The organism is Cystobacter fuscus (assembly GCF_044360685.1).
Classification (GTDB): domain Bacteria; phylum Myxococcota; class Myxococcia; order Myxococcales; family Myxococcaceae; genus Cystobacter; species Cystobacter fuscus_C.
In genome coordinates, this window is sequence record NZ_CP043491.1 from 8,828,830 (window position 1) to 8,845,120 (window position 16,291).

Annotated in this window: 16 protein-coding genes; 3 read left to right on the forward strand and 13 right to left on the reverse strand. The window is 69.9% G+C overall.

Translation table 11 applies throughout. From position 1 onward, the window contains the following. Nucleotides 1–62 precede the first annotated feature (62 nt). The 6 genes from F0U63_RS36165 to F0U63_RS36190 all read right to left on the reverse strand — a co-directional run bounded on the left by F0U63_RS36165 (nucleotide 63) and on the right by F0U63_RS36190 (nucleotide 5,054). Complete coding sequence (locus F0U63_RS36165; RefSeq protein ID WP_395837260.1) at nucleotides 63–872, reverse strand: N-acetylmuramoyl-L-alanine amidase; 810 nt, start codon at nucleotides 870–872, stop codon at nucleotides 63–65. Nucleotides 873–942: 70 nt separating this feature from the next. Beyond that, nucleotides 943–1,995, reverse strand: a complete 1,053-nt coding sequence (gene selD, locus F0U63_RS36170) for a selenide, water dikinase SelD (RefSeq protein WP_395837262.1) — start codon at nucleotides 1,993–1,995, stop codon at nucleotides 943–945. A gap of 11 nt (nucleotides 1,996–2,006) precedes the next feature. Next, a complete protein-coding gene (locus F0U63_RS36175; RefSeq protein WP_395837264.1) occupies nucleotides 2,007–2,951 on the reverse strand; it encodes an FHA domain-containing protein in 945 nt (314 codons plus the stop codon). A 96-nt stretch (nucleotides 2,952–3,047) separates the two neighbouring features. After that, a complete protein-coding gene (locus F0U63_RS36180; protein WP_395837266.1) occupies nucleotides 3,048–3,758 on the reverse strand; it encodes a hypothetical protein in 711 nt (236 codons plus the stop codon). Further along, complete coding sequence (locus F0U63_RS36185) at nucleotides 3,755–4,534, reverse strand: outer membrane protein assembly factor BamD (protein ID WP_395837268.1); 780 nt, start codon at nucleotides 4,532–4,534, stop codon at nucleotides 3,755–3,757. The genes F0U63_RS36180 and F0U63_RS36185 overlap by 4 nt, the downstream gene beginning before the upstream one ends. A 13-nt stretch (nucleotides 4,535–4,547) precedes the next feature. Beyond that, complete coding sequence (locus tag F0U63_RS36190; RefSeq protein WP_395837270.1) at nucleotides 4,548–5,054, reverse strand: regulatory protein RecX; 507 nt, start codon at nucleotides 5,052–5,054, stop codon at nucleotides 4,548–4,550. A 34-nt stretch (nucleotides 5,055–5,088) separates the two neighbouring features. Between F0U63_RS36190 and F0U63_RS36195 the strand changes: the two genes are divergently transcribed. After that, nucleotides 5,089–5,829: a hypothetical protein gene (locus F0U63_RS36195; protein ID WP_395837272.1), complete on the forward strand. Its 741-nt coding sequence runs from the start codon at nucleotides 5,089–5,091 to the stop codon at nucleotides 5,827–5,829. A gap of 30 nt (nucleotides 5,830–5,859) precedes the next feature. Here F0U63_RS36195 and F0U63_RS36200 read toward each other — a convergent pair whose 3' ends face one another. The 5 genes from F0U63_RS36200 to F0U63_RS36220 all read right to left on the reverse strand — a co-directional run bounded on the left by F0U63_RS36200 (nucleotide 5,860) and on the right by F0U63_RS36220 (nucleotide 12,757). Next, entirely contained in the window at nucleotides 5,860–7,992 is a 2,133-nt protein-coding gene (locus tag F0U63_RS36200) for a hypothetical protein (protein ID WP_395837274.1), read from the reverse strand. Between the two features lie 63 nt (nucleotides 7,993–8,055). Continuing rightward, nucleotides 8,056–9,444 (reverse strand): type IV pilus twitching motility protein PilT, encoded by a 1,389-nt coding sequence (locus F0U63_RS36205; RefSeq protein ID WP_395837276.1) that lies wholly within the window; start codon nucleotides 9,442–9,444, stop codon nucleotides 8,056–8,058. Between the two features lie 151 nt (nucleotides 9,445–9,595). Then, nucleotides 9,596–9,997, reverse strand: a complete 402-nt coding sequence (gene rpsI / locus F0U63_RS36210; protein WP_071897240.1) for a 30S ribosomal protein S9 — start codon at nucleotides 9,995–9,997, stop codon at nucleotides 9,596–9,598. 47 nt (nucleotides 9,998–10,044) lie between these two features. Next, on the reverse strand, nucleotides 10,045–10,491 hold the full coding sequence (gene rplM / locus F0U63_RS36215) for a 50S ribosomal protein L13 (protein WP_095989487.1): 447 nt from the start codon (nucleotides 10,489–10,491) through the stop codon (nucleotides 10,045–10,047). 145 nt (nucleotides 10,492–10,636) lie between these two features. Next, nucleotides 10,637–12,757 carry an ATP-dependent helicase gene (locus tag F0U63_RS36220; RefSeq protein WP_395837278.1) on the reverse strand — a complete coding sequence of 707 codons (2,121 nt, stop codon included), beginning with the start codon at nucleotides 12,755–12,757 and terminating at the stop codon, nucleotides 10,637–10,639. A gap of 34 nt (nucleotides 12,758–12,791) precedes the next feature. Here F0U63_RS36220 and F0U63_RS36225 point away from each other — a divergent pair, with 34 nt between their 5' ends. Both F0U63_RS36225 and F0U63_RS36230 read left to right on the forward strand, forming a co-directional pair. Continuing rightward, entirely contained in the window at nucleotides 12,792–13,412 is a 621-nt protein-coding gene (locus F0U63_RS36225) for a hypothetical protein (RefSeq protein ID WP_395837280.1), read from the forward strand. Next, entirely contained in the window at nucleotides 13,406–13,897 is a 492-nt protein-coding gene (locus F0U63_RS36230; protein ID WP_395837282.1) for a caib/baif family protein, read from the forward strand. The genes F0U63_RS36225 and F0U63_RS36230 overlap by 7 nt, the downstream gene beginning before the upstream one ends. Nucleotides 13,898–13,904: 7 nt before the next feature. Here the strand turns inward: F0U63_RS36230 and F0U63_RS36235 are convergent, their stop codons facing one another. Both F0U63_RS36235 and F0U63_RS36240 read right to left on the reverse strand, forming a co-directional pair. Further along, nucleotides 13,905–15,089, reverse strand: a complete 1,185-nt coding sequence (locus F0U63_RS36235; RefSeq protein WP_395837284.1) for a class I SAM-dependent rRNA methyltransferase — start codon at nucleotides 15,087–15,089, stop codon at nucleotides 13,905–13,907. Between the two features lie 8 nt (nucleotides 15,090–15,097). After that, entirely contained in the window at nucleotides 15,098–16,288 is a 1,191-nt protein-coding gene (locus F0U63_RS36240) for a metallopeptidase family protein (RefSeq protein WP_395837286.1), read from the reverse strand. Between the last annotated feature and the right edge of the window lie 3 nt (nucleotides 16,289–16,291).

Below are 16,291 nucleotides of genomic sequence, written 5' to 3' on the forward strand. Positions count from 1 at the left end.
ACGGCGCCGCTCTCTAGCAGACGCCCGGCCCGCTTGTCCGGGAGGAACGGCCGCCCCGGGTATCAGGGCGCGGCGGGAGCGGCCACCGCGGAGGACCGGGGGGTGTCGCGCTTGCGCACCTCGGCGAGGAAGGCCTTCACCCCCCCGGTGATGGCGGTAGCGAGCTTCTCCTGGTAGTCGGCGCGCGCCAGGCGGCTGCCCTCCTCGGGGTGCGACAGGTAGCCCACCTCGATGAGGACGGCGGGCGCCTCGACGCCATTGAGGACGTAGAAGGGCGCCTGCAACACGCCCCGGTCCGAGCCCCCCGAGGCCGCGATGAGCTTGGGGTGGATGGCATAGGCCAGGCGCGAGGAGTCCTGGTGCGTCTCGGTGCGCGCGAGATCATCCAGGATGAAGGCGAGCGTGGAGTCACCCCGCGAGGCGCGTGCCGAGGGGGCCTCGGCGTTCTCCCGGTCCGCGGCCGCGCGCGCGGTGGCGTTGGAGGCGCTAGCCGAGAGGAAGTACGTCTCCAGCCCCTGCACGCGCGCGCGGGTGCGTCTGGTGGGCATTGCATTGCAGTGGATGGACAGGAAGAGGTCCGGCCGCTGCTTGTTGGCGAACTCCACCCGCTCGGGCAGGGGCAGCGACACGTCCTCGTCGCGCGTCATCAGCACCTGCGCGCCGAGCTCCTTCTCCAGGTGCTCGCGCACGCGCTGGGCGACCTGCAGGGCGATGTCCTTCTCGAGCACGCCCGAGGGACTGGTCGCTCCGTCCTGGGCACCCCCGTGGCCCGGATCCACCACGATGCGCGCGGGACGCTCGGCCGCGCGCGCGGCCAGGGGCGCGAGGAGGAGCGCGAGGCAAGGGACGAGGACGCGGAGACGGGACGTCATGCCGGCGCGGGATGCTACCCGAGTCGGCGCACCGCGGCGAATCCGCCCCCGGGCACCCGCTCGCCCGCTCCTAGCCGACGACCTCGATGCCGGGGCGGCCCTCGCCCACCTCTCCAATGAGGGCCACGTCCACGCCCGCGCGCTCCAGCGCCCGGAAGGCCTTGGCCGCGTCCCGCGCGGGAACCGAGGCCAGCAGGCCGCCGTTGGTCTGCGCGTCGGCGAGCACCCACTGGATGTCCTCGGGCAGGCCCTTGGGAAAGCGCACCTTCTTGCCCACGTGGGCGAGGTTGGACTTCGTGCCCCCGGGCACCACGCCCTGCTGCGCCAGCGCGGGCACCTCCGCGAGGATGGGGATGCGCTCCAGGTCCAGGAAGCCCCGGGCCTTGGCGCCCGTCATCATCTCCAGGAGGTGGCCCAGCAGGCCGAAGCCCGTCACGTCCGTGAGGGCATTCACCTTGAACTTGCCCGAGGCGAACACCTCGCCCGGCTTGCGGTTGAGCGTGGACATCTGCGCCACCACGCGCTGGGTGAGCTCCGCGGAGGCCAGCCCCCGTTTGATGGCGGTGGTGGCGATGCCCGTGCCCAGGGGCTTGGTGAGCAGCAGCACGTCCCCGGGCCTGGCCCCGGCGTTGGTCAGCACCTTCTTCGGGTGCACGCTGCCCGTCACCGCGAGGCCGTACTTGGGCTCGGGATCCTTGATGGAGTGCCCGCCCAGGATGGGGATGCCCGCCTCGTCCGCCTTGGCCTGGCCGCCCGCGAGGATGCGCGACAGCTCCTCCAGGGGCCTGTCCTCGGGAAAGCCCACCAGGTTGAGGGCGAACAGGGGCTTGCCCCCCATGGCGTAGATGTCCGACAGCGCGTTGGCCGCGGCGATGGCCCCGAAGTCGTACGGGTCGTCCACCACCGGCGGGAAGAAGTCCACCGTGCTCACGAGCGCCAGGCCCGGCGCCATCCGGTACACGGCCGCGTCGTCGTGGGTGTTGAAGCCCACCAGCGCCTTCAAGTCCTTCGTGGGCTTCAACTTGCCCAGCACCCGCGACAGGTCCGCCGCCGGCAACTTGGCCGCGCACCCCGCGCAGTGGGACAGCTCGGTCAACCGGCGCGGCTTCTGCTCCTCGGACACACGGACTCCCGTCAGCTCGCGCGCACGTACTCGCGCTTGATGAGTTGCAACACCGTCTCGGCCGCCACCACGTCGTCCTGCTGCGCGTGGTTGAGCACCTCGGCGAGCGAGCCATGGTTGTGCACCAGCTGCAGCACGTCCAACAGCTCCGGCGTCAGCTCGCGCAGGGGCGCCGTCATGGGCGCGGCCAGGGTCAGCCGGGCAGTCATGGCGGGCAAGTCCTTCTGGATGCGCTTGTACTCGTCCAGCTGCCGGAGCGCGTCCATCAGCAGCGCCTCGGTGGACGAGTCCATCTCCACCATGAACTCCTGCGGGTCCGCCGGCCGCAGCTCGAAGTCGCCCTGCTCCCAGGTGATGATGCGGTTGAAGCTCTTCTGCGGACCCAGGTTGTGGTTGTCGTCGATGACCGCGTAGTACACGCGGCCCTGGCGCAGGTAGATCTTCCCCTGCTGCTGGCTGCCCACCACCAGCACGCCGTTCTTCTTCGACGTGTGGAAGAGCTGGAGCAGGTCGGGCAGCGGAATCTCCTCGATCTTCCCCGTCATGGACGAGGCCTTCGTCGAGGTGCGCGCCGCCTGCACCGCGACCTCCTCGAGCCGCCGCTTGGCCACGGCGTCGTCGACCTCGCCCACGCCCACGCCCTGGTGGATGAGCTTGAGGATGGAGGTGCCGATGAGGATGCGGTCACCTTCCTTGAGCGTCGCCTGCTTCACCTTCTCGCCATTGACGAACGTGCCGTTGGTCGAGCCCAGGTCCTCGATGGAGATCTGCCCCGCGCCGTTCACCGAGATGCGCGCGTGCTTGCGCGACACCATGTCCTCGACGAGCACCATGTCGAGCTCGCTGGAGCGGCCGATGACGATCTGCTTCTCGGCCTTCAGCGGAAACTCGCCTCCCTGGTACTTGCCGGAGATGAACTTGAGCGCGTACGTCTTTCCCGGAGTCGGAGTGCTCACGGAGCTGCGACCTCGATGGTGAGTAGTGCTGCCATGGCCCTCTCCCGTCCAGCCACCCGCCCAATCCCGAGAGCCCGGTGAGAAACGGCGCCTAGCCTACATGAGACCGGGCGAAAAAAAGAATTCCTCCTCACGCCGAATCAACGAGAGCTGGCGCTGCCCCTTCTCATCCACGGGCTGGGAGGGAAGGTCGCCCTCCAGGCGCCACAGCTCGCTGGCCAGCGCGTCGTCGCGCTCCAGCCGCACGTACCAGGCCTCCACCCGGTAGCGGCGCTTGCTCAGGCCGAGGAGCCGCTCCAGCTCCTCCCCTCCCCCCACGTCCGCCGGAGCGCCGGGCGCGAGCAGGGCGCGCAGTGCCTCGGGCTCGCCCGCTTCCAGGGCCCGGCGCCGCGCCTCCAGCATGCCCACCACCGCCGCGAGCCGGGGCGCGGCCAGGTTCTCCGGCACCCACTCCCGCGAGCGGCGCACGAAGGGCACCCGCTCCACGCCCAGCGAGCTGACCTCGGTACGGCCCAGCCGGCCCTTGAAGTCCAGCGTCGCCCAGGCCACGGCGCGCTCGCCCCCCGGCGCCACGTCCACCGTGATGCGCGCGAAGTGGTGCACCTGGCCCCGGAGGGGCTCGGCCACCCCGGGCACACGCAGCGTCAAGCCGTCACTCTCGGTGCGCTTGAGGAAGGTGATGACCTCCACCTCCGGCCCCGTCGCCAGCCCCAGCATGCGCGGCATCAACACCAGGACCGAGACCCCCGCGGCCAGCAGGGCGATGATCACTCCGCCCGCCCGGCTCCAGTCCTCCGTGCTCCTCACGAGCCCAGCATCCTCCGGGCACGCTCGGCGGCCGGCGTGCCCGGGAGCATCTCGATGACCCGCTGCAGGGTGCGCTGGGCCTCGGCGGTATTCGTCAGCCGGACGTAGGCGTCGTGCAGCTCGAACAGGGCCTGCTCATCCAGCTTCGTGCCCGAGTAGTTCTTCAGCAGGGTCTCCAGCCGCTGCACCACCGCGTTCCACCGCTCGCGCCGCGCGTAGAAGGACGCCACGTACAGCTCGTGCCTGGCCAGCCGCAGGCGCGTCGTGTCGAGCGCCTCCTTCGCCGGCGCCACGTACTGCGAGTTGGGAAACTGGCGGATGAACGCGTTGAGCGAGGAGAAGGCCGCCTGGATCTCGGTCTGATCCTTCTCCGCCCCCGGAGGCACGAGGAAGAACTCCGACGGGGCATCCTCGAAGTGGGTGCGCGCCGTGCGGTACGCGGCGTAGTCCACCTTGGGGTGCGTGGGGTGCAGCTTGATGAAGGTCTGGAACTTCTCGCGCGCCTCGGCGTAGCGCTCCTGGGCGAAGTCGAGATCCGCCAGCCTCAGCTCCGCCTCGTTGGCCACCTCGAGGTAGGGGAACTTGGTGCGCACATGCTCGTAGTACTTCTCGGCCTGGAGGAAGTCCTTGCGCTCCAGGGCTTCGTCGCCCAGGCGGAGGTTGGACTCGGCGACCGAGGCATAGTCGGGCTCGCCCACCTGGCCGGTGGAGAGGGCGGCGCAACCAGGGACAGCGCACAGGACGGCGGACAGGCAGACGGCTCGAAGAAGACGCATGGAGGTGGACAACCTAGTCGTCCGACCCCGAAGGTTCCAGCATCGCGTCACCCAGCAGCCGCTGGACGATGTCCTCGGAGAAGCCCCGGCTGAACAGGAGGCGGCCCGCCCGGGCCTTCTCCCGGGCATCCAGCTCCCGGCCCGACAACCCCCGCTTCTCCAGCACCTGGCGCGCGGCCCGTAGCGCGTCGAACTCCAGCGCTCCGCTGGCCGTGGCCACCGCCGCGCTCGCCGCCTCCAGACTCAAGCCGTGCGCCTCCAGCCGCCGCCGCACCTCCTCGGGGCCATACCTTCCCCCACCCAGCAGCCGCTCCGCCTGATCCCGGGCGAAGCGCTCGTCGTTCAGATAGCCCCAGCCCTCCACCCGGGCGAGCGCCCGCTCACGCACCGCCTCGGCGTAGCCCTTGCGCTCGAGCGCCGCGAGCAGCTCGTGCCGGCTGCGCGCGCGCGCCTTGAGCAGCCGCAGGCAGGCGTCCGTCGCGCGCCCGACTTCCGCGTCCGTGGCATCCTCGGAGTCCATCGACGCTTGTCTAGCATGTGCTAACAGGCGCGGCATGCACCCCCTCATCGCCCGCTACCTCAGCCCCGAAGCCGCCCGAGAGACGCTCCAGAAGGAGAAGGACGGCGCCCCGCTCGGACCCGAGGAGCGGCTGTTCGCCCAGACCGCCGCCGACCACCCCGAGCAACGCGCCACGTTGATGGGCACCTCGGGCCGGCGCCACCTGTCCTCGGACGCCGAGGCCGCCGTCGTCTTCCTCGCCGCCTACGCCGCCACGCGCGCCATCGCCGAGGACCCCGCCCTCTCCGCCGCCACCGCCCGGGCGCGCGAGGCCCTCAAGGCCGAGGGCGCGAGCGACACCGAGACGGACGCCTTCCTCGCCTCCATCCTCATGGAGGAAGCCTTCGGCTACGAGCAGGAGGTGGAGATGTTCGACAGCACCTACGTCCAGGAGACGCTCGGCGAGGTGCCCGCCCTGGCCGCGCTCACCCGGGAGCAGGTGGATGCGCTCATCATCGGCTTCGAGCGCTCGGCGCGCGACGAGGCGGAGCGCAACGTGCGGGCGCGCCTGGCCCGGGCGCTCATCAACGGGGCCTGGGACGAGGGCCCCACCCCCATCAACCCCGAGCACATCGAGGCGCTCTACGAGGCGGAGATCGAGGGCAAGCCCGAGGCCGAGATGGAGGCGGGTCTGCGGGCCATCGTGGAGTTCCTGCAGGTGCTCGCGCGCGAGGGGCTCGTCGGCCCCCAGCGCCTGTCGCGGCTGCGCGCCCAGCTCGGCGACGAGGAGGCCTGACGCACGCGCCGGCCTCCTCGCCCCGCCCGATCAGGGCGAGGAGCAGGTACCGGCCTCGTTGTTGCCGGACTGGGAGCTGAGTCCCGGAGGCAACTGGGAGAAGAACCGGTCCACCTCGCACACGGGCAGGGCGGCGTTGTCGTAGACCGAGGCGAAGGCGGCCGAGGAGAACCGGGGCAGGGACAGCCGCGTGAGCACCGGGTTGTCGGAGATGCTCAACTGACGCGAGGACAGCAACCGCGGCAGGTTCACCTCCTGGAGCGCCGGGTTGCGAAACACGGCGACTTCCCCAGCCACCTGCCGCAGCGCGGCCAACCCCTTCCACTGGCCCATGGCCGTGTAGCCGACGGTCAGCTCGTTGCCGACGACCTCCAGATCGTCCAGGCCGACATCCACGAGTTCGGTTCCCATGATGTGCAAGGAGTCACGGACCCAACGCAGCCCCGGCAGACTCACCCGGGTCATCCGGGGCCCGGCCGTGAGGCGGACGCGCCCCCTGATCTCCTGGAAGCGCACGCCCTCGAGACTCTCCAGGAGCGGGTTGTCCTCCACGGAGAGCGTGCCCTCGAGGAGGTGGGTGTTGTTGGTGACCGAGAGGTGCGTGAGGACATCGTTGTTCCCCACGCTCAGATTCCCGCCGAGGTTGGACAGCGCGAGGGAGGTCAGCAACGGGTTGTGAGAGAACGCCACGTCTCCGCCCACGCTGGAGACGTGCTGGGCGGCATTGAAAGCCGTGAGCTTCGTGGCGCTCACCCACAAGGAGCCCCCCACGTTGAGGGGGTACGACTGGTCGAGCTGTTCGATGGGCGAGCGCACGAGCCGCAGGTTCCCGTCCACGGTATGCAGCCTGGGAAGGCGGATCCGGACCAGCGCGGCATCATCCCCGATGTCCAGGTCACCCACGATCCGAAGGGACGACACCGTCACCTCCTGGAGCGCGGCATCGCGAAGGATCTGGATGTTTCCCCTCACCGAGGGGAAGCCCAGCTCCAACGTCGTCAACGCGGGGTTGCCCTCCACCAGGGCACCTCCGACGGAGGAGAAGGGGTCCGACGCGGCCTCATCGGGCACCTTCAGCGACATCGTCCGCAACGAGGGGTTTCTCACCACCGATACCGAGCCCACCTGGGAGAGCTGGAGCGAGAGTTCGACGAGCGCGTCGTTCTCGGCCACCAGGATGTCGCCCCGCACGGCACGCAGCTTCGTGAATCCCCGCACATCCACCAGGGTCGAGTTGCGGCCCAGGCGCAGCCCGCCCACCGACTCCAGCTTCGGCCAACCGGAGACGGCCGAGAGCCTCGGGAGGAAGTCGAGCTGCATTTCGTGCTCCACACGCTGGAGCTTCGCGAAGTCCACCTGCTCCAGGAGCTCATCGCTGAACAGGCGCAGGGAGCCGCCCACGGAGACGAGCGCCGGCAGGGAGAAGGACTGCAGCTTCCGCTGGAACTGAAGCGACAGGTCCCCCGTGATGACCTCCAGCCCGGGCAATGACACGGCCTCCAGCGGAAGCTGCTCGAAGTGGAGCGAGCCGACGATGACCCGAATGGGCGCGAGCGCGGCGAGCTCCTCCGCCGTCCGCACGGAGATGTCGCCGGAGAGCACGTCGCTGCACTCCACCTGGGTGGCGACGATCTCCCCCCGGGACAGGACCCCGTCCGCGTCGAGATCCCGCCCGAAGTCGATGGCCACGCCCTGACCGGGGCAGGCCGCTCCCGCGGGCGACAGCCGCGTCAGCAGCCGTTCGCGGCAGATGACCTCCCGCTGCTGGACCTCCGCGTCGTCGAGCGTCCCGTTGTGATTGGCATCCAGGCCCGAGAGCACGGCCGAACCGCCCTCCGCGCACGCCTCCCCCGCGGGCACCGGCACCAGCCGCACCCGGGCCTCCACCACCTCTTGCTCGGGAGGCGCGGGATGGCAGATGAGCGTGGTGTGCTGGACCTCCGCGTCGTCGAGCACGCCATCGCCATTCACGTCCAGGCCCGAGCGCACCCGGGCACCCCCATGGGCACACGCCTCGCGGCTCGCTTCGTCCTGGCGGACCAGCACCACGGGCAACCCGGGGATGGGGGGATCCTCCTTCACCTCGGGCGGCGTCACCGGCCCGCTCGAACATCCCCCCCACAGCCACAACGCCCCCACGAACAACGCACGACCGCACTTCATCTACGCCCCCTCTTTGGGTACCGCATTCAGAGGGGGGCGTCCTAGCACGTCACGGGCGGAGCGTCAGAAGCGCTCGATCTGGAAGTCGTCGTCCGCCGCCGGAGCCGCGGGGGCGGGCGCGGGGGCGGGCGCCGGAGCGGGCCGGGCGGGCGTGCCCTGGACGGTGGGAATCGACGTCCGGGAGCCCGCGGAGGGAACCGACGCGCGCTGCGGGGTGCCCTGGACGGCGGGAACCCCCGCGCGCGAGACGGGCGCGGGGCGGGAAGGCGTGGGGGAAGGAGCCGGGGCCGGCGCGGGCTGGGTGTTCTGGCCGAAGCCCGCCGTGCCCGGCACGGCACGCGCGCCGCCGCCCTCGAAGTTGTCCCACTTCGAGTCCGAGGTGGCGCTGATGCCGGAGAAGCGCAGCGCGAAGTCATCCGGGTTGGTGGCCTGGCGGTGGGCCTCCTCGTAGGTGACGAGCCCCTGCTTCACCAGCGACATGAGCGACTGATCGAAGGTCTGCATCCCGTAGCTGTCCGTGCCCTGGGAGATGGCGTCGGAGATCTCCTTCGTGCGGTCCTTGTCCTCGATCATCTCCTTCACACGCGCGGTGCAGCGCAGCACCTCCACCGCGGCCACGCGGCCCTTGCCATCCGCGCGCGGCACCAGACGCTGGCTCACCACCGCCTTGAGCACGCTCGCGAGCTGGATGCGCACCTGCTTCTGCTGGTAGGGCGGGAAGGCCGACACGATGCGGTTGATGGTCTCCGTGGCATCCAGCGTGTGCAGCGTGGACATCACCAGGTGGCCCGTCTCCGCCGCCGAGAGCGCCGTTTCGATCGTCTCGTGGTCACGCATCTCGCCCACGAGGATGACGTCCGGATCCTGGCGCAGCGCGCTCTTGAGCGCCTGGGCGAAGGACATGGTGTCCACGCCCACCTCGCGCTGGTTCACGATGGAGCGCTTGTCGCGGATGAGGAACTCGATCGGATCCTCGATCGTCATGATGTGGTTGGTCTCGGTCGCGTTGATGTGATCGATCATCCCCGCGAGCGTGGTGCTCTTGCCCGAGCCCGTGGTGCCGGTGACGAGAATCAGCCCGCGCTCCTCCAGGCAGATCTTCTCCAGGATGGGCGGCAGGAGCAGATCCTTGATGGTCATCACCTTGAAAGGGATGACGCGCAACACGGCGCCCACGGTGCCGCGCTGCTGGAAGACGTTCACGCGGAAGCGCCCGAGCCCCGGAACTCCGTACGCCAGGTCCACCTCGTTGCTCTGCTTGAACTTCTCCTTCTGGAACTCGTTCATGATGCCGAAGGCCATGCGCGCGACCTCCTCGGGCGGCAGGCGCTTGCCGTCCTTGAGGGGCATCAACGAGCCGTCGACACGGAACATGGGCGGCAGGCCCGCCTTGAGATGGATGTCGGAGGCACCGCCGCGGAGCGCAATCTGGAGGATTTCGTTGAGTTCCATGGATGTGGCCGATGCTACACGTTCGCCCACGCACTTGAGGAGCCCCGCCCCCACGCGGCTCGACTGCTCGGCCGGATGGGCCCGCAAAGAAAAACGGCGGAGGCCTCCGAGGAGGACCTCCGCCGTGTGCACTCCAGCGAAACCCGAGGGCTTAGCGCTTGGAGAACTGGAACCGGCGACGCGCGCCCGGCTGGCCGTACTTCTTGCGCTCGACCGCGCGGGCATCACGCGTGAGGAAGCCGGCCTTCTTGAGCGGCGGACGGAAGTCCGGGTTGTAGTTGCACAGCGCGCGGGCGAGGCCGTGACGGATGGCGCCGGCCTGACCACTCAGACCTCCGCCGCGCACGTTCACCTCGATGTCGATCTTGCCCTTCTGCTCGAGCACATCCAGGGGCTGGTTGAGCACCATCTTGGAGGTCTCGCGGCCGAAGTACACGTTGATGTCGCGGCCGTTGATGATCACAACGCCGGTGCCCGGGCGGATCCACACGCGCGCGGTGGCCTCCTTGCGGCGGCCCGTACCGTAAAAACCCTTCTCAGTGGCGGTAGCCATGTCGTCTCTTCTCTAAAGGTGCGGAAAAGTGTGGAAGGAAGGAGCCCTTACGCCTCGACCTCGCGCGCGACCGGCTGCTGGGCGGCGTGCGGGTGGGTGTTGCCGGCGTAGACCTTGAGCTTGGTCATCATCTGACGGCCCAGCGCGTTGCGCGGCAGCATGCGGCGCACGGCGTTGATGATGACGTCCTCGGGGTGGCGCGCCCGCAGCTTGGCGAGGTTGGTGCTCTTGAGGGCACCGGGGAAACCGGCACGCGGGTGCCGGTAGTACATCTTGTCCTGCTCCTTCGTGCCCGTGACCTTCACCTTCTCGGCGTTGATCACGATGACATGGTCACCCGTGTCGATCGACGGGGTGTACATCGCCTTGTGCTTGCCCTTGAGAAGGGTAGCGATCTGGCTGGCCGCGCGGCCAAGCACCTTGTCGTTCACGTCGATGACGTGCCACTGGCGCTTGATGTCCGCCGGCTTCGCGCTGTAGGTCCTCTGCGACATTGTTTGCACTCCAAAACTTGGGTGGGCGCCTCTTGGGCGCCTGAGCCTAAGCAACCGCGGGTCGACCCTGGGTACTTCCAGGGGGGCCCGGAAAGGCCGACCGTCTTAGAGGGGGCGGGGGGGCAAGTCAAGGTCGCACTGCGCTTCAGCGCACCACCCGCGCCGTTCCCGGAGCCGGGCCGCTCGCCCCCGGCGCGCCCCCCGCCGGAGACGCCGGACGAGGGGTCCCTCCCCCGCCCGCCTGCGGCGCCTTGAAGCGCTCCTTGAGGTTGGCGAAGAAGTTCTTCTCCTCGGTGGTGGGAGGGCCCTTGCGCGGTGCGTCAAGGTCCACCACCTCCACGAGGGACTCGGGGATGTCCTGGAGGAAGCGCGAGGGGGTGCGGGGCACCTCCTTGCCGCGCTTGACGCGCATGGCGGAGCGCGTGAGGTAGAGCAGCTCCTTGGCCCGGGTGATGCCCACGTAGCAGAGCCGACGCTCCTCCTCGAGGTTCTGGGCCTCGCCCTGCATGCCCTTGTGGGGCATGAGCTCCTCCTCCATGCCGATGAAGAAGACCACCCGGTACTCCAGGCCCTTGGACGCATGGAGGGTCATCAGGGTGATGGCCTTGTTGGCGCCGGGCACCTCCTCCTCTTCCTGGCGGGTGTCGAGGCTCAGCCGGTTGAGGTAGGTGAGCAGGCTCGCCTTGGGGCCCTCGCGCTTCTCGAAGGACTCGAGCGAGTTGAGCACGAAGTCGATGGACTGCAGCTTGCGCTCGGCCGCCGCCTGCGAGGTCGTCAGCGACTTGGCGTCGTCCCGGTAGCCGATCTCCTCGAGGAGCTGGCGCGACACCTGGGCGAGCTTGCCGTGCTCGTAGCTCTCGCGGTAGCGCTCGACGAGCTTGATGAACTCCGTGACCTTGGCCCCCGCGCCCGCGGGCAGGTCCTCGTAGCTCTCCGCGCGCTGCATGGCGCCCCAGAGCGTCACGCTGTCGCGCCGCGCGTGCGCCACCAGCCGCTCCATGGTGACGTCGCCGATGCCCCGCGCCGGCACGTTGATGATGCGCAACAGCGACGTCTCGTCGCGCGGGTTGGCGATGAGCTTGAAGTAGGCGACGACGTCCTTCACCTCGCGCCGATCGAAGAACTCGCTGCCCGAGAGCACCTCGTAGCGCAGGCCCTTCTCGCGCAGCATCTCCTCGACGGGCCGCGACTGGCCGTTGACCCGGTAGAGCACGGCGATCTCGTCCGGGGGAATGCCCCCGGCCACGAGCTTGGAGATCTCCTGCGCCACGTAGCGCGCCTCGTCCTCCTCCGTGGGCGCCGACACCACCTGGATGCGCGCGCCGCCCTTGCGCTCGCTCCACATCTGCTTGGCCTTGCGCTCGGGGTTCTGCGCGATGACGGCGTTGGCCGCGTCCAGCACCACCTGCGTGGAGCGGTAGTTCTGCTCGAGCCGCACTTCCTTGCCACCCGGGAAGTACTTGTCGAAGCTCAGGATGTTGCGCACCTCGGCGCCGCGCCAGCTGTAGATGCACTGGTCGTCGTCGCCCACCGCGCACACGTTGCGCGTCTCGCCGCTCACCAGCAGCTTGAGCAGATCCAACTGCGCCTGGTTGGTGTCCTGGAACTCGTCCACCAGGATGTAGCGGAAGCGCTCGGTGTACTTCTTGCGCAGGTCCTCGTGCTCGCGCAGCAGGCGCGAGGGCAGGATGAGCAGGTCATCGAAGTCCACCGAGCCCTGGGCCTTGAGCCCGAGCTGGTACGCCTCGTAGACCATGTGGGCGATGAGATCGTAGTCGTCCCCCAGCCCCTCCCCCAGCGGCTCGGGCACCTTGCCCGCGTTCTTCGCCTTGGAGATGAGGCCCAGCACCTTGCGCGCGTCGAACGTGCGATCATCGATGCGCCGCTCGCGCATGGCGCGCTTGATGATGGCCGCCTGGTCTCCCTGGTCCGCGATGGAGAACTTCTTGGGCCAGCCCAGCCGGTGGATGTCCTCGCGCAGCATCTCCGCGCCGAAGGCATGGAAGGTGCAGACGAGCACGTTCTGCGCCCGGGGCCCGGCCATGTGGACCAGACGCTCCTTCATCTCCGTGGCGGCCTTGTTGGTGAAGGTCACCGCGAGGATGTTGCGGGCGAGCAGCCCGTTGGGCCGCTTGTCGAGCAGGTGGACGATGCGGTGGGTGATGACGCGGGTCTTCCCGCTACCCGCTCCGGCGAGCACCAGGAGGGGGCCCTCGGTGGTGACCACGGCTTCACGCTGCGGGGCATTGAGCTTCGAGAGGTCCATTGCGCGCGGAACGGGGATACCCTTTGATTCTCCCGTGCGCGACTATTCTCTCCTCCGCCCCCTGCTGCTGCTCACGATCGTGTCCGGCACCGCCTGCACCAACGGTGGAAAGCCGACACCCGGAGTCGCGGAGGGGTTGGCCGCCGACGCTCCGCCGTCCTTTCCTTGCGTCCACTTCGAGGATCTGCAGCGCTTCCTGCCCGAGACGCTGGAGGGACTGCCCCGCGCCCGGGACGCGGGCTCCACGGGGCGCTACGGCGACGTGTCCGTCAGCGAGGCCGAGCGCAGCTACTCGCACGGAGAGGAGCGCGAGGTGAAGGTGCGCATCGTGGACACGTCGCTGGGCGGCAAGCTGGGGCAGGCCATCGTCGCCGCGGCCGAGGAAGCCCGGAACCGGGAGCAGAATGATCCCACCGCCCCCATCTTCTGGAAGGACAAGGAGGCGGTGGGCTTCGTACGCTACGACGCGGCGAACACCCTGGCGGAGGCGAGCCTGCTGGTGGGCAACCGGTACGTGGTGGCGGTGAGCAGTCGGGGTTTTCCGGGCACCGTGGAGGTGCGCCGGGTGGCGCGTGACATCGACCTCCGGGGGCTCGCCCGGTTGGAGCCCTCCCCCGGGGGCGAGGACGCGCGAGGAAAGGAGCATCCGTGGTGAAGGACAATGGGTCGCGGGGAGGCGTGCCAGACGCGCTCGCGGAGTCCCGGGCACGTGAGGTGGTGGCCGCACTGGGCAAGCGCGAGTTCCTGGATCAATTCCAGCAGCTCACCCGGCAGATGGCGGCGGATCCCGGCAACCCCGGCTCCTACGCCTGCGAGGGCTGCGAGCGGTGCGCCAACTGCATGTTCTGCCGTGACTGCGACAGCTGCTACCAGTGCACGCACTGCACCCGGTGCGAGCTGTGCAACAACTGCTCGCACTGCGTGGACTGCAAGCAGTGCCACCACTGCGCCTACTGCGTGCAGAGCGAGAACTGCACCAGCAGCGCCTACCTGGTGCTCTGCCGCAACCTGTCCGACTGCAACTACTGCTTCGGTTGCGTGGGCCTGTCCAAGAAGGACTTCCACATCCTCAACGTCCCGTTCCCGCGCACCGAGTACTTCAAGCAGGTGAAGCGCCTGCGCGCGGAGATGGGCCTGTAACGGGTGCTCAGAGCACGCGGAGGATGAGCACCTTGAGGTACTCGGTCTCCGTGAGGCCGCCGAGCACCGGGTGATCCAACCCCGCGCCCCGGCGCTCGAGGATCTGCACCGGCCGCTTCGCATCCGCGGCGGCCGAGAGCACCATCTCCTCGAAGTCCTCGCGCCCGAGCTTGCCCGAGCACGAGCAGGTGACGAGCAGCCCCTCGGGGCGCAGGCACTTGAGCGCGCGCAGGTTGAGCTCGTGGTAGGCGCGCAGGGCCGTGGCCAGTCCCTCGCGCCGCTTGGCGAGCCCCGGCGGGTCCACCACCACCGTGTCGAAGCGCTGGCTGGACTCGGAGTAGCGGCGCAGCACGTCGAAGGCGTTGGCGTTCTCCACCGTGACGTTGGTGCGCCCGTTGCGCGCCACGTTCTCCCGCGCGCGCGCGGCGGCCCCCGCGTCCTGCTCCACCGCCACCACCGAGTCACACGAGCGGCTGAGCGCCAGCGCGAACCCGCCGTGGTAGCTGAACAAGTCGAGCGCCGCGCCCCGCGCGAGCTGGCCCGCGCGCAGGTGGTTGTCCACCTGATCCAGGAAGGCCCCCGTCTTCATGTCCCCGAGCAGGTTCACCTCGAAGAGGTTCTCCCCCTCGTGGTAGCTGAAGCGCGCCTCGCCCTCGCCATGCAGCAGCCGCGACTCGCGCGGCAGGCCCTCGAAGTCCCGGCCGCTGGCGTCATCGCGGCACACCACGTGCGTCGCCCCGGTGAGCTCGGCCAGGGTGCGCGCCACCCACTCCTTGCGCGCGTCCATGCCCTCGGAGAGCGTCTGCAACGACAGGCCCGCGCCATAGCGGTCCACGAAGAGCCCGGGCAACAGGTCCGCCTCGCCGTGCACCAGGCGCAGGCCGTCACGGCCCTTGAGCGGCGCGCGCCGCGCGAGCGCCAGCTCCAGACGGTGGCGCAGGAAGGCCTCGTCCACCTTCTCCTCGGCGGGGCCCTTGCGCGTGAGCAGCCGCAGCGCGAGCGGCGAGTGCTGGGCGTAGAAGGCCTGGCCCACGGGGTTGCCCTGCGGGTCCACCACGGACACCACCGCGCCCTTGTCCTGCGTGTCGGGCAGCTCCACCAGCTCGGTGCGGTACACCCAGGGCGAGCCCCGGCGCAGCGTCTTGGCGCCCTTGAGGCTCACGCGCACGGTGGGAAGCGAGGAGCGGGGCATGTCGCGCGTCACTCCAGGCCCCGGGCGGCCAGCTCCTGGTCGTCCTCGCCCCGGAGGTGTCCCACCTCGTGAAGCAGCGTCACCTTGATTTGTTCCCGTAGTTCCTCCCGTGTGCGCACCGCGCGGGCGAGGTTGAGTCGATAGAGCGCCACCGAACGGCAGGGCGTTTCCGTACCATCGCACGGCTCGTTCAGGGGAGGGCCGCGAAAGAGGCCGAGAATCGCGGGCGACAGGGGCGGCTCGCCCGAGAGCAGATCATCGTCCGCGGGCAGCTCCTCGGCGCGCACCGGGACTCCGGCCAGGTCCTCGCGCATGTCCTTGGGCAGCGCCGCCACCGTGCGCGCCACCTCCTCGCGGAACTCGGCCTCGGTGGGCAGGGGCGGCTCGGGGAAGTCGCGCGGAGCGAGCACGCGCGCCTTGTCGAGGTGCTCGCGCGCCTGCTTCCACTTGCCCTCGCGCTCGAGCAGCAGCCCGAGGTGGTAGTGCGCGTGCGCCCCGTGCGCCGGATCATTCAACAGGCCGGTGAAGGCCGCGCGCGCCTCGCGGAAGCGGCACAGCTCGAAGAGGGCCAGGGCCTTCTCGTAGGAGGCCTCGGGCTGGTGGGGCTCGCGCGCGAGCACGAGCTGGGCGCGCTGGAGCGCCTCGCCGGCCTGCCCCAGGTCATTGAGCGCCATGGCCGCCACGAGCGCGAACTGGGGAAGCATCTCCGGCGCCTCGTCCACCTGGGACAGTCCCCGCTCGGCGTAGAGCGCCCCCAGCTCATCGAACTCCCGGCTGGAGGGAAGCTGGACGGCATACAGGTGGGCCGCGCCGAGCAGCGCGTCCAGGTGACCGGGATTGAGCGCCAGCGCGCGCGCATAGGCCACCTGGGCCTCCGCGGTGCGCTCGAGGGCCGCCAGCGCATTGCCCCGCGCGGCGTGGGCCGTGGCGTCGTCCGGATCCAGCGCCGAGGCCTGGGCGGCGCAGGAGAGCGCCTCGGCGTACTTGCTTCCCTCGAGGTAGCCCAGGGCCGCGTCGAGCGGCGTCCCCCCGTCCGCCTTGCAGGGAAGCAGAGGCTCGGCGAGGGAGGAAGCAGGCACGGGAACCGTGGGGGCCTCGGCCACGCCCGCGTCGGGCACGGACGAGGGCGCCGGAGCGGACGTCCGCTGACAGGCACCGAGGAGCAGGAGACAGAGGGCGAGCGGACCGCGCCAGGACATGGG